This is a genomic window from Clostridium sp. AM34-9AC (assembly GCF_003480225.1).
Lineage (GTDB): Bacteria > Bacillota > Clostridia > Lachnospirales > Lachnospiraceae > Acetatifactor > Acetatifactor acetigignens.
The window spans coordinates 164046-176963 of record NZ_QUIU01000001.1; the positions used below are offsets into that span (position 1 = coordinate 164046).

The window sequence follows — 12918 nt, forward strand, 5'->3', positions numbered from 1 at the left end:
TTCCCTATTCTAGCATATCTTCTCTTAGTTTGCCATATTTCTTTGTTATATTTTTGTGCTACATTTATCTGCTATTTCTCTGCTGTATTACGCTGCCTCTTTTTCTGAATTTTTCCCGGCACCGAACAGCTTGCGGATGCAGCTGTAAGCAACCATAACGCCCAGTACCATAAGCAGTATGGCTACGATCAGCTGTAAGCCGTCTACCAGGAAGGCAGCCTGTCCGGCTGCCACATTTTTCACCAGGGCAACTGTCTTCTGGATCAATGCAGTAAAGGTTACGACCAGCATCATTCCCATAGGGAAGTACAGTGTCCAGCCGGTACGACCGGTAGTCTTTAAGAATACTGCCAGAGCGATCAATACCAGTGCTGCCAGCAGCTGGTTCGCAGAACCGAACAGCGGCCATACATTGTTGTATCCGCCAAGAGTCAGCAGATAACCGAAAAACAAAGTGATCACAGTTGCAAAATACTTATTGGTCAGAACTCTCTGCACGGGAGTCATCTTTGCGGTATCTGTGGTGTCTCCCAGGAACAGCTCCTGGAAGGACATACGCCCGATTCTTGCTACGGAATCCAGAGAAGTCAGTGCCAATGCAGATACACACATAGTCATGAATACAGTTGCTACGGTTACGGGAACCCCCATCTTCTCCAGGAATCCTGCGACACCGGAGGAGAAAATGGAGAACGGTGTACCATCGGGCTTCGTGCCATTGACTGCAACTGCACCGACAACTACCAGTGCAACCACACCCAGCAGGCTCTCTACGATCATGGCACCATAACCTACCATGGGCATATCTTTTTCATTGCTGATGGTCTTGGATGAAGTACCGGAGGATACCAGGCTGTGGAAGCCGGATACCGCACCGCAGGCGATGGTGACGAACAGAGTCGGGAACAGGCTGCTGTTACCTACCTGAAAACCGTTAAATGCATTCAGCTCCATATCGGGATGAGCCACAACCACACCAAGTACGGCACCGATGATCATACCCAGCAGCATAAAGGTGGTCATATAATCTCTGGGCTGCATCAGAAGCCACATGGGCATTACGGATGCAAGGAACAGGTATGCCATGATGATGTAGATCCATGCAGTCTTGGAAGCATAGATGGGAAGATGCATACCTACAGCGAACATTACTACCAACAGACCGATGGCTACGACTGCCTTGACCCACTCGTTCATCTTGCCGACCTTTTTCTGGATCAGACCGAAGATCACTGCTACAACGATGAACAACATGGAAATGGATGCCGCACTGCCGTTGGCATATGCCACACTGGCATCTTCCAGTCCGGTACCTACGAAGGTACCTGCCACCATATCGGTAAATGCCGCAATGACTAACAGAGTGAACAGCCAGCAGAACAGCATGAACAACTTTCTGCCGGTCTTACCAATGTATTTTTCAATGATCATTCCCATGGATTTTCCTTCGTTCTTCACGGAGGCATACAGCGCACCGAAATCCTGTACGGCACCGAAGAACAGACCGCCGATCAGAAGCCACAGGAGCACGGGAACCCATCCGAATACCGATGCGAGGATGGGACCCGTCACAGGACCTGCTCCGGCGATAGAGGAAAACTGATGAGAAAATACAGTGAATTTGGAGGAAGGCACGAAGTCCTCTCCGTCTTCATGGGTAAAAGCAGGCGTCTTCGCCTTCTCATCGATTCCCCACTTTTTTGCAAGCCATCTTCCGTAGAAGACATAGCCTGCTACCAGCACTACCATTGCGATCAGAATGATTACCAAACTGTTCATTTTTGTTTCCTTCTTTCTTGTGTCTTGTTGTTTTGTCGTGACAGAAAGAAAAATTCTGATTGCCCGTAAAACAAAAAAGCTTTCCGTCTCCAGTGCTTTATAAGCACTCAAAGACGAAAAGCTCTAAGCTCTCCGCGTTACCACTTTGCTTGCCATGTTTTATCACATGACCTCTTGTTCCCATCTCCATGAAACACTTAAAAATCATGCTTCATTTCCAACAGGCTTCTAAATAACGGTAGAATACCGGTGACACCTACTTAACTGCTTCAGTGTACTTCTCACAGAGGATAGTCTGTCATACTCACATGCCGTCTCACACCAGCCGGCGGCTCTCTGAAATGCTTCCGTATGCAGATCTTGTTCTGCTCATCGAATTTCACTTTCTGTTCGATAGCAAAGATACCACTCTGATTTTATAATGTCAATAGTTTTCTTTTAATTTTTTGTTGATCTATTTTATCATTTTCCCTTTTTATCCGCGATCAGAGGTTTGATAGCGGAATAAATCTCGCTGGTACGTTTGCTGTCCTTGAACTCTTTGTTCAGGGCATTGTTGATTCCCTGCTTGGTCTTGTACTGGCGGATGAATTTTACCACCTGAGGGACGATGGTCTGGTCGGAAAGCACCTTTTCCACTGCCTGGACCAGTTCATCCGGTTCTTCTGCTGCCTTCTTCTCTGAAGCCTTCTTATCAACAGTTTTCTCCGTCGTTTTCTTTTCTGTCATATTTGCAGTATTCTTCTTCCGGGTATTTCCGCTCTTTTTCCTTACCGTTTTTTTCACGGGTTCCACAGGCACAGGTTCCAGTATCTCAGGCAACGGTTCTTCCAGGATCTGCACGCTCACAAATGCTGGCTCTGCAATCTCCTCTGCATCCACTTCCGCCTTCGGCTCCTCCGTCATTACCGCTGTTGCGTTCTCTGTCTCCTGTTCTGTGATTTCCACTGCCATCGGCTCTGCAGCTTCCACCGACAGAGCCTGCACGCTCTCCTGTTCCGTACTTTCCGTTACTTCCATTGCATTTTCTTCGGTCAGGAGATTTTGTTCCGCCATTGGATTCTTTCCCCACAAGAGATTACGGATAATGCGCACGGGAACTCCCTGTGCTTTCCAGTATACCATCAGACTGGTGAATCCATTGTCCTTGGTCACGATAAAGTAATCCGGGTGTATCCCTTCCCTCTGCTGCTCACAGATCAGGTAACCGAGATACGTTGCCAGCTGGAAATCCAGTGCATTCTTGGTACCCACTGCTACCTTGTGGTAAATGATCTGTGCTTTCGTCTCATTCAACTTCCGATGCAGGTCAAAAGTCATGCTGTCCGCATTGTCACTGTAGAAAATGCAGACGGTATCCTCCTCCGCCAGCAGTTCCACTCCCTCCATGCCTCGGCTCTTTACATTTTCAAAATCAATCAGATAATAGGCCATTATTTCTCCTCCCCATTTGTTGTATCAATTTCTTCCGCTTTACCAGTCTCTTCCGGTGTCCCCTGCTCCGGTTCCGCAGGTGCATCCTTCTGTTCCACAGTCTCTACAGGCTCTGTGTTTTCTACCGGTCCGGTTGTCTCCGGCGTCCCGGACTCCTCTGCACCTGCCTGCGGCTTTTCCTCCGTCACGGCTTCCGGCTCTTTTGGGATGCCTGTCTCCGTTCTGCTCTCCTCTGTGGCTTTCTTCTTCGCCGGAAGCTTTTTGCGAATGCTTTCCTTCCAGCCGGTGAGCTTCTCATCCCTCCGGTTCTTCCGTTCCCTTCGCTTTGCTGCCCGTTCCTGTCTGGCCTCTTCCTTAAGTTCCAGTTTTTCCTGTTTTCTGGCCTGTTTTGCCAGTGCCTTTTCTTCCAGTTCCACTTCCTTGACAGCGGCTTTTTCTATATCCCGGATATAGCGGTCCGCCTTTTTGTGGTTCTTACGGTCCAGGCGGTATGGGTCATACACAAAGTACGATACCGCTCCCAGCACCAGAATCACCACACCGGCAATCGTCAGTACCGGTACGACGATCCCATACTCCGTAAATCCCAGTTCAAAACAGACAAATACGATCAGCATGGCCGGAAACAACAGCAGATACAGAATTCTTGTCACCATATCCAACAATGCATGCTGTCTTTTCCCATTGGTCAGAAGTGTTCCCTCAATAGCGGTATAAAATGCCATAAAAATACACAATTCCGAACCGAAGCCATGAAGATATCCGCAGATTCCGGTCAGAATCAGCGACAGAAAAAACATGCCGAACGCCGTTCCCTGATACCAGGCATTGCGGTACTCCGTCATTCCCTGCAGCTTGTCCTCACTGATGCCGTGCATCCGATAGACATCCTTGCGGATCAGCCGTTCAAATTCTTCGTTATACCGCTGTTCCTCTCTGGTATTGCGCAGGTGGTCTTCCACCGCCTTGCTCATCTGCTCGATATATTCCTGCTCCTTGCGGATCCGTTTGGTTCTGAGCTGCTCCAGCTCATTCTGGCGCCTGACTTCCTCTTCCAGTTTCCGTACCTTTCCGATCCGGGGATTCTTTACCATAATCTCCGGATTCTCCGGAAGCACAGTTGTTTCGTTCTTCTCCTGATTCTCCATTGGGTCCTCTTTCCGTTTATATTATCATCCAATAGCCTTATTATAGATTTTCCGGCCCAGAAAAACAACCTTTTGTTCCCTGTTTTCATTGCTTTGGCTCTTCAACCTGTCACTCGAGAAAAATGCCGCAAGTACCGGCAGCATTACCATAATGGGGAATAAATAACGTACCTGCACTACCGGCCCCAGCAACATGGTCCCAAAGTATAAAAACGGCAGTAAGCTCATCTGGAAGCACCGGTATTTTCTTCGATACAGGCACAACACCATCAAAAAGAACAGGCTCCAGCTGTATAGAGATCCATGAAAAATAACGGAAAGCACCGGCCATTCATTAAAGCAGTTACCACTGACGATCTTTTCCAGCACTTTTTCCAGTGCCGGGAATTTCGACCGATGTTCAATACTGCCATAGCCTTCGATTTCCGAGGAAGTATAGGTAAAGAGCACACCATACCTTGTGTCTGTGCCATAGCCCAGATTTTCCGCCCAGGAGAAATCATCCCAGAACCAGTATCCTCTGGTCAGTTCCAGAAAAGCATCCAGGAACTCGTTCGGATACCGTTTGCCCACTCGTAGCCAGTCTCTCAAAAACTGCCTGGAATTCTCCGTATATGCCGAAGCATTTACCGCGCCCTTGATGGTATCTGCCAGCGGCGCATAATAAGCATCCCAATGATCTCTCGGCACATATTTTTCCAGCAATGCCGCCAGCTCCGGATCCTGCGCCTCCAGTTCCTCTCCATGATAATATGCCACTCTGGCAAACTGCTGGATGGGAACGCTGTAAGCCTCGATCTTCGGAGCCTCCAGCCGGGTCCCTATGGCTGTCTGGATCACATTTCGCATTCCGGTCTCTCCCAGTACCAGACAAATCCCCAGAATCAGAATACCCAGTTTTTCCTTTTTCGGCCGCAGGATCAATAACAGCAGCATAAATACTGCCACCGCATATACTGCATTATTACGAAACTGCATCATCAGACAGCCCTCAGCCACCAGAAGAATGTTCATGAGGATTTTCTTTTTTCCGTTGCTGAAATAATTTCTCTCCAGAAAAAGTAAAAAGAACAACGTAAACAATATGGTAAACAAGGTATCCTTTGTGGTACACACCACTAAAACCGTGTTGTATGGGAAAAGCGCCAGAAATAGTGTTGTTACCATCACCGGCCATTTTTTAGCAGTCATCCGCCAGATCATGGACGTTGCATACCCCATGACCAGAGCATACAGCACCATCTGGAATACCGCCATACAGGCCATTCCCGCCTCGTAGGATCCGATGGCCGTTCCAATCTGTAAAAACAGCCGGATCAGCCATGTATGTGCAATGGGCTGCAAGGGATAAAACCATTCCAGGCCCTTATACGCTTCGTTGACCTGTCTGTGAAAATCGTAAGACATGATGATCGGGTAATAAGCCAGCCATACCGGAATCAGGCACAGGAAAATAACGACTGCCGTTACTGCGAATACAATGTCGGACTTCCAATATCCACCCGACATCGTTGCTTCTCCTCTCGCAGAGAGTCGGTCTATCCCGTCAAGCAACAGATTTGCAAAAGGAAATGCGGCAACACTTAAGCACAGCGCACGGATCAGGATCATCCCTTTGCCCCGGACTCCGCAATCCGTCATTCCCAGATTCTGCAGCTGATATCCCATGACCATGGACAAGGCAAACAGGAAGCTGATCACTGCCACATAACATATTTTGCGCTTCCTGTCCCTTTTCTCCTCTATTTTCCGGAGATTTTGCTCCGTCTGCTGCAACATAGAATAGATTCCCACAGCCAGCAGCACATTCAGAACACTGTAATAGATCCGGTTCACCGGCTGTAAGCTGAACAGATATGCCACCCCGTAGACACCGCACAGAGTCAGAACCGCTCTGCCCGAAGTTCCTTTGTATTTCATCCATTTATCCTTTGCAATAGTCAATCGTAAGATGCCTCCATACATTTATTTCCATTTCTTCCACTATATTGAAATTTACACTTTCTGTCAATCATTGTAAGTTCTTTTCTATTTGATATATTGTATATATTTAACAAATATAGTAATGATTCCTATTATTATATTTATAATTTTTGCGCATTTCTTTTTTTTATAAAAAGAGATATACTATATACAGAAACAAGGAAATGTTTCCACAAACTCATAAACCAACAGAAAGGATGATAGATTATGGCAAAATTATATACGATCACTTTAAATGGCGTTACAGAGGAAACTTACAATCAGGCTACCGATTATATTCAGAAAAACGCACTGCGTCTGAACTACCGGCCGGTTGCTTCCACCATTGATGTGGAATTTCCCGATGACATCGATCCCGCGAAAGCTCCGGAGCTTACCGACGCCGTGATCCGCGAGGTGCATCAGACTCTGTAATTTTTTTGATTTTTACTTTTGTAAAATAGCAACGCAAAAGTCCGTCGATGCTTTAACGCTCCGACGGACTTTTTTGTTGTGCCCGCTAACTTGCGGACACTTTTCGCATGAAGACCCTTAAGGTTCAAGTGGTTGCCGGTATTCCTCATATAAGATATCCATGTGCAGCCAGTCATAGTGGTTCCGCATATAGTAACAATGCCCCCGGTATCTGCCACTTATTCTGAATCCTGCCTTCTCGTAACACTTAATGGCAGGGGTGTTCGTTTCCAGTACATCCAGATGGACACTATACACTCCCAACACCATAAAGCAGTACCGCAAGAGTATCTGCACGACTTCGGTTCCAATGCCTTTTCCACGCACCGACTTTTCTCCGATGTTAATGGATAACCAGGCTGACATATCCTCAGTTCGATGGTCAATATGACAATATCCAATCAATGTGTCTGTCTCTTTCAGGACAATTCCCATCCGCATGACAGAATGGTCTCTTACCCAACCGGGCATCCGGGTGATGTCCACCACAGAATGCGCATGCTCTATAAAGACACAGGTGGTTTCATCCGACATCCACTTCGCGTATAAGCCGACTGCCTCCTCATCATCCCTCAGTACGGATAAAAAAATTTGATTTCCATCTAATCTGCATATATTTTTACTCATCATGCCACCTTACATCTGCTCTGTGTGTTGCGAAGTCCTTGATGTTATTTGAATTATAACATAGAACTTCCTTTTTGGGCACTATATTCTTCGAACATCCGCCGCTTACGCAAAGCCCAAAGTCTCCGCAGACAATCATATAGTCCTGTTCGCCTTCACAATCTCATTCAGGCGTACCGGTCTGTATCCATATAACATGCAGCCCACATTATAAGCGTTCTCCCTCTGATTCATATATTCCCATGTTTCATCCCTCTTATCGTGAATATGACCATAAAAGTGCAAGTGACCTCTGTAAGAGCCATTCCATTCCGACATCGGATAATGGCACAGACATATCTCTTTCCCACTATCCGACACGTACATCATCATCCTATCGATGGAGTCACAATATCCCATTGCAATCTCATTATCCAGCAGCCTGGTATCATGGTTGCCAAGAACCAGATGCTTATGTCCCTTTAGTTGACTCAGATACCATTCCGCACTTTTTTCGTTTCTATAGCAGAAATCCCCCAAAATATACACATTGTCATCATGATTTACTCTTTGATTCCATAAGGATATCATTGCCTCATCCATGACTTCCACATTTTTAAAGGGGCGATGGTCAAAGTCAATTACTCGCCCTGCATCTTGGGCATAAAGGGATACCCGCAGGGTGTTTTCTTAATTTTGCCCTGCTTTCTGGGCATAGAAGTATGCCGCAGGCAAGGGCGGAAAAAAGGAACTGCCGCATAGACAGCCCGAAAAACATGGATTCCGTGTAATTACGGATTTCTTTATTTATCTTTACTTCCAATCCATAAACACCTCCTTTTTAGCACAAAAAAATCGCCATCTTTGGAAAAATGACGATTCTTCAAGTTTTACTCCGTTTACTTCCAACTCATTCTTGCGTTATATACATTGTTTACAGCTTCAATATAGCATATGAAAGAGGGATGGTCGTGGTCGTTCTGCCGCAGGTATCTGTTTTTGATATTCAAATACTGCGTTCTGACAAGCTGCCATTTTCCCCTTTTCTTAATATACTTAGCCTTTTTCTGTATTCCTGCGGAATGAGGGGCTTTGTTCCAATAGTATTCATCCCGATAAGTGAACCCTGTTTTTTTGTGAATAAGTCTGTAAAAATCTTCCTCTGTATCTCTGCATACAATGCAGACATCCATTGAAAACTCGGTAGGATTTCCTCTAACAAAATGAATTTCCCCCGTAGTCAGAGAAGATGTTGAATCCTCACAATCTCCTAAATCACGCTCGTTTAACGCCTTATTAAAGGATTTCCTCGCACATTCTTTTAGATTTATGCGATCCTCAAAATCTTCACATCTTACAATCTCAAGGTTGTAATCCAAATCTATCGACAACGAAGCATTTTGCACGATAAGATTCTTTGCACCGCTCCCTACAAGATAGAAGATAGCTCCAATATCATAATCTTCTTTCAAGTAGTGGCAACAATCCTGCATTATCTCACCACATAAATTTCGCATACGGCTTAGAAATGCCTTATCTTCTACATAATCAAACATAAAAATCTCCTTTCATTCCCAAACCGACCATTTAGACTTCAAAATCTAAATCATTGTATTATAATCATCTGACTATGAAATATCAAGTGATTTTTCAATTTTTCTGCGATGATTTTTTTGCGATGAGCCCGTTTAATTTCGTTCTTTATTTATCTTTACTTTCAATCATAAACACCTCCTATCGCTCCATTCCAGATTTTCTCTCAGACGGCTTCTTCTGCGACGGATAGGGGATAAATTCTTCCTCTCCCACAATGATGCTGAACTCCGCCCGAAGCATCTGGTGTGTTTCCAGTTTCTGATACCGGCGGATAAGGTTAACCGCACTTTCCTTTGTGGCTGTGCTTCCCTGCTGTACCCCGTCCTTAAATATATATACACGTTTCATCCGCTTTCTCCCTTACAAGCCCATCATTTCACGCACGACACGGTCTGCCATCTTAACCGCACCGACAAGGACGAGCATATTGAATACCAGTTCCCCGATATAGCTCCACACCATCGTGACCGCAGCCGCATCGGGATTGACCACGGGCGGGGAAGCCGCAAACACCGAAAAGATAATGCAGGCAAGCACGATGATTGCACCCTCAAGGCACACGGCACAATAACTCTTGATAAAGCTCCTGCCGACATTCTGGCTCGGCTCTCCCGCAAAGAAGAAAGAGGGACGGGAGCGATTGCGGTATAAAGGTACAGCTTGAAAAACCTGCCGTACACCGACATTATCATAATGAACGACAGCACTGTGATGAACAGCCCGCCGATGAGCGTCACCGCCCATAGGGGAATGCTTTCAAAAAAGCCGCAGTCCTCCACGGCTGTCACAATCTCTGTCGGCAACACCGTCTTTTTGCGATTTGACATAGATGCGTCCTCCTTTCGCATAGTTTTAGCCACTTTGTCAAGGTGCTATGTAAACAAGTACAAGAGAACGCAAAAAACCGCCTACTCTTAAAATCAATAAGAATAAGCGGCTTTGTAATTTGCCTTAGACATATTCAATTTTCATTCTCTTGGTCGGTGCATTTATGACCTTAAAAATAAGCTCGTCAACAAAATCCGTATCTTTTCCTGACTTAATATCCTTCATCATCTGATTAAATGAAACTCTTCCTTCCCATAATATGAATACCGAATTTTAATCCAAGTTCATGTACATAAGAAGCAGGTGTGTAAATCCGCTTCCGTCTGCTGATGACGGAAATCTGCCGGGACTGGGCTGAAAACATGCCCAGTCAATCTTTCCACCTTCACACATCATAAAGAATCCGGTGTCATTATCCAATACTTCAATACCCTTTTGTACATAGTCAGATAATGCCCATTCTCCATCTGCACAATCCATATCATAATCCATAGCGTCGGAATCTGACAGATGCTCATCCATCAGAATAACCCTTCCATCTTCAGCCGTAACCGCTTCTGCATCAGCCTGTGTATAGGTAACCTTGTATCCTGCTTCCGGTCCGTCCAGTACTGCTCCTCCACGGTCTTCATAGCTATTGCTCGGAAGTGCCTTGACATAATCTTCATCTGCTATTGCTCCAAGATAGTCAGATGCTGCCTGAAACTGGGGATAGCTCATACCATCACCAATAAACAGAAAACATATTTCGGTGCTTTTGCTGTTTCTTCTTGCGTCTGCGTTTCTGCAGATACTTCTGTTACGATTGTTTCCTGCTCTGTTGCTGCTGTACTTTCTGTCTGTGCCGGTGACGGTGACTCAGAAGAAGTCTGGTCTGCTGCAGGTGCTCCGGAGCATGCTGCCATAGACATTGCCATTACAACAGCAAGCATACCCTTCATCATGCTCTTAATTCTCATAATCGTTTCTCCTCTCTGAAACATGTTTTGTTTTTCCTCTGCTTCACTATACAATACCGTTGTAAAAACCAATGTCCAAAGTAGGAAAAATTGAGTAAATTCCGACACTTATTTTATGCAGTTCTATCTTTATGAGATTTCATCAACATCATAATACTTAAAATCCCGGAAGCAGGCACTTCCTCCTGTTTCCTCTGCCGCATAGCAGAACAGACCAAACCGGCAACCAGTAAAATGATCCAGTTTGAAGTACAGCTTATGCACGGTTCCGATGGGTAGCCAGTCTCCCTTATTTACCCGATAATAGCAGCGTGCTTCATCCTTCATGTTACAGAAATCTGCTTCAAGACGAAAATCCATCTGGTGTGATTCAACAACAGTTCCTTCCGTCATATCCAATATACCATCTTCTTTTTTATCCAGCATAAGGACTTCATATTTTCCATGATGTTTTGTAATGCCAACTGCAGCATAACAGCTCTGCAACGCACACAAACCTGCGATATCTCCCTCTTTCAATGCAGAAGCATCAACAGTAACCTCAGCTGCGCAGGACGGATAACTCATCCTTTGCGTAAGCGTATTTACTGCCTGTGTAAGCTCTGTACAAACTTCCCGTGTTGTAATTGTATAGGTTCCCTGCAATGCATCCAGATGATAGTACCGTGGATCTGGATCATGATTAAACTGCCAGCGCGGAAGTAGCCCATTACAGAAATCATCACTTCCCACTAATGGCTGATAAATATATCCTGGTCTGGTACTGTGAACCTCTATTTCTTCCGGCACATGTCCGTTCTGTCCAAAAAACGGAAAATGATCCTTCCAGGTAACCGGAAGCAGAATAGGAATCCGCCCAACTGCTCCGGAATCCTGAAACAGCATTGCATACCACTTTCCATCCGGCGTATCCACTATTCCTCCCTGTGCCACGCCCTGTCCACAATATCCACGATCATCACAAAGTACATCTCCACCCGTGAATTCTCCTTCCAGAGAATCACTGTAAAAGCATGCTTCCGTCCGCATCCAGCGGTCTCTCAGGGAATGAATCAGAAAAATATAATAATAGCCGTTTATTTTTTGAATATGAGAACCCTCATAGCCTAGCTCCGGGTTCTTATGATCACTGACTAAAAGACGATGTAATCCGTCCTTCTTTGGTGCAGTCAAATCTTCATTCAATTCTGTAATCCAGATTTCATCATTTCCATATACAATATAGTTTCTGCCATCCTCATCAAATAATAAAGAGCCGTCATGATAAAAGCCTTCTATCAGCTGCTTTTTCCATGGACCATCTATTTTTTCCGAAGTATACAAATAAGTCTTACGGGTATCATTTGCCACAAAGCAGATACAAAATCGGCCTTCATGATAGCGCAGGGAAGCTGCCCACATGCCCTGTCCGTAAATATTCTGACCGCTTTTCAGTTGCTGCGCATCCGTATGATCCAGCGTCTCATAGACATAAGTCACATGCTCCCAGTGCACCAGATCAAAAGACTGCAGAATCTCACAGCCCGGCATAAAGTGCATGGTTGTGGATACCATATAATAGGTGTCTTCTACGCGGATCACGTCCGGATCTGGATAATCCAATCTTGTTATAGGATTTACATTCATTGTTTATTCCTTTCTGTTTTATCTCCATATTCTTTCTTTGTTCTATTCTATTTTTACTATTTTATCTTTGTTTCTTATCCGTCTGCCTTTTCAACTCTTCTCTGCCCCATTTCACTATTGCTAATATCACAATCTCACAGTAAAATATAATAATCGAAAACGATCCTGCACCATGTTATTCATCAGAAATTTCCGGTTTGCACAGATTTACCGGGAATAAACAGAAGGAGACCAGCATGAAGGAAAACCGCAAACTATTAAAAGAAGTGCTTAAAGAAATTCGCCATGATATGACCAATGAGGAGGTCCTGAATCTGCTTGCCGTCAAAGCCTTTGATCCATTCCCTTTTATCCTGCTTAATCTCGTGCTGTCCTGTGTAGCTGCGATTCAGGCACCTCTTATCATGATGAGTCAGAACCGGCAAGAAGAAAAAGATCGCCAACGTGCTGAAAATGACTATAAGGTTAATCTCAAAACTGAAATCATGATTGAAGATCTCTATACA

At 45.1% G+C, this 12918-nt stretch carries 12 protein-coding genes, 3 pseudogenes and 1 other annotated feature; of the genes and pseudogenes, 2 read left to right on the plus strand and 13 right to left on the minus strand.

The window, feature by feature from the left end; all coding sequences use genetic code 11:
- Positions 1-87: 87 nt before the first annotated feature.
- The 4 genes from DW835_RS00640 to DW835_RS00655 all read right to left on the minus strand — a co-directional run bounded on the left by DW835_RS00640 (position 88) and on the right by DW835_RS00655 (position 6281).
- Entirely contained in the window at positions 88-1779 is a 1692-nt protein-coding gene (locus DW835_RS00640) for a carbon starvation CstA family protein (RefSeq protein WP_118668351.1), read from the minus strand.
- A gap of 106 nt (positions 1780-1885) precedes the next feature.
- Positions 1886-2161: a binding site (T-box leader), on the minus strand.
- An 80-nt stretch (positions 2162-2241) separates the two neighbouring features.
- On the minus strand, positions 2242-3213 hold the full coding sequence (locus tag DW835_RS00645) for a PIN domain-containing protein (protein ID WP_118668305.1): 972 nt from the start codon (positions 3211-3213) through the stop codon (positions 2242-2244).
- Positions 3213-4361, minus strand: a complete 1149-nt coding sequence (locus tag DW835_RS00650) for a hypothetical protein (protein ID WP_118668304.1) — start codon at positions 4359-4361, stop codon at positions 3213-3215. The genes DW835_RS00645 and DW835_RS00650 overlap by 1 nt, the downstream gene beginning before the upstream one ends.
- Before the next feature lie 24 nt (positions 4362-4385).
- Entirely contained in the window at positions 4386-6281 is a 1896-nt protein-coding gene (locus DW835_RS00655) for a DUF6020 family protein (RefSeq protein ID WP_147353684.1), read from the minus strand.
- A gap of 270 nt (positions 6282-6551) precedes the next feature.
- Between DW835_RS00655 and DW835_RS00660 the strand changes: the two genes are divergently transcribed.
- Positions 6552-6758: a hypothetical protein gene (locus DW835_RS00660; protein WP_118668302.1), complete on the plus strand. Its 207-nt coding sequence runs from the start codon at positions 6552-6554 to the stop codon at positions 6756-6758.
- A 117-nt stretch (positions 6759-6875) separates the two neighbouring features.
- On the opposite strand, the gene DW835_RS00665 is transcribed toward DW835_RS00660, so the two are convergent.
- From DW835_RS00665 to DW835_RS00705, 9 genes and pseudogenes are all read right to left on the minus strand, one after another.
- Positions 6876-7427: a GNAT family protein gene (locus DW835_RS00665; RefSeq protein ID WP_118668301.1), complete on the minus strand. Its 552-nt coding sequence runs from the start codon at positions 7425-7427 to the stop codon at positions 6876-6878.
- A gap of 132 nt (positions 7428-7559) precedes the next feature.
- Positions 7560-7994 carry a hydrolase gene (locus DW835_RS00670; RefSeq protein WP_243036993.1) on the minus strand — a complete coding sequence of 145 codons (435 nt, stop codon included), beginning with the start codon at positions 7992-7994 and terminating at the stop codon, positions 7560-7562.
- Between the two features lie 124 nt (positions 7995-8118).
- Positions 8119-8226: pseudogene (locus DW835_RS18250) on the minus strand (PrgI family protein); the annotation flags it as partial.
- Positions 8227-8302: 76 nt separating this feature from the next.
- Positions 8303-8959 (minus strand): hypothetical protein, encoded by a 657-nt coding sequence (locus DW835_RS00680; protein WP_022313136.1) that lies wholly within the window; start codon positions 8957-8959, stop codon positions 8303-8305.
- 178 nt (positions 8960-9137) lie between these two features.
- Positions 9138-9347 carry a hypothetical protein gene (locus DW835_RS00685; protein WP_022313135.1) on the minus strand — a complete coding sequence of 70 codons (210 nt, stop codon included), beginning with the start codon at positions 9345-9347 and terminating at the stop codon, positions 9138-9140.
- A gap of 12 nt (positions 9348-9359) precedes the next feature.
- A pseudogene (locus DW835_RS00690) lies at positions 9360-9814 on the minus strand (hypothetical protein); the annotation flags it as partial.
- 286 nt (positions 9815-10100) lie between these two features.
- Positions 10101-10547, minus strand: a complete 447-nt coding sequence (locus tag DW835_RS18255; RefSeq protein WP_118730482.1) for an alkaline phosphatase — start codon at positions 10545-10547, stop codon at positions 10101-10103.
- The gene (locus DW835_RS00700) at positions 10544-10786 is read right to left on the minus strand and encodes a hypothetical protein (protein ID WP_117922525.1); all 243 of its coding nucleotides are present in this window, start codon (positions 10784-10786) and stop codon (positions 10544-10546) included. Before DW835_RS00700 ends, DW835_RS18255 begins: the two co-directional genes overlap by 4 nt.
- Positions 10787-10915: 129 nt before the next feature.
- A complete protein-coding gene (locus DW835_RS00705; RefSeq protein ID WP_118730483.1) occupies positions 10916-12412 on the minus strand; it encodes a glycoside hydrolase 43 family protein in 1497 nt (498 codons plus the stop codon).
- A 188-nt stretch (positions 12413-12600) separates the two neighbouring features.
- On the opposite strand from DW835_RS00705, the pseudogene DW835_RS00710 reads away from it, so the two are divergent.
- Positions 12601-12915, plus strand: a pseudogene (locus DW835_RS00710) (DUF1003 domain-containing protein); the annotation flags it as partial.
- Positions 12916-12918: the final 3 nt, after the last annotated feature.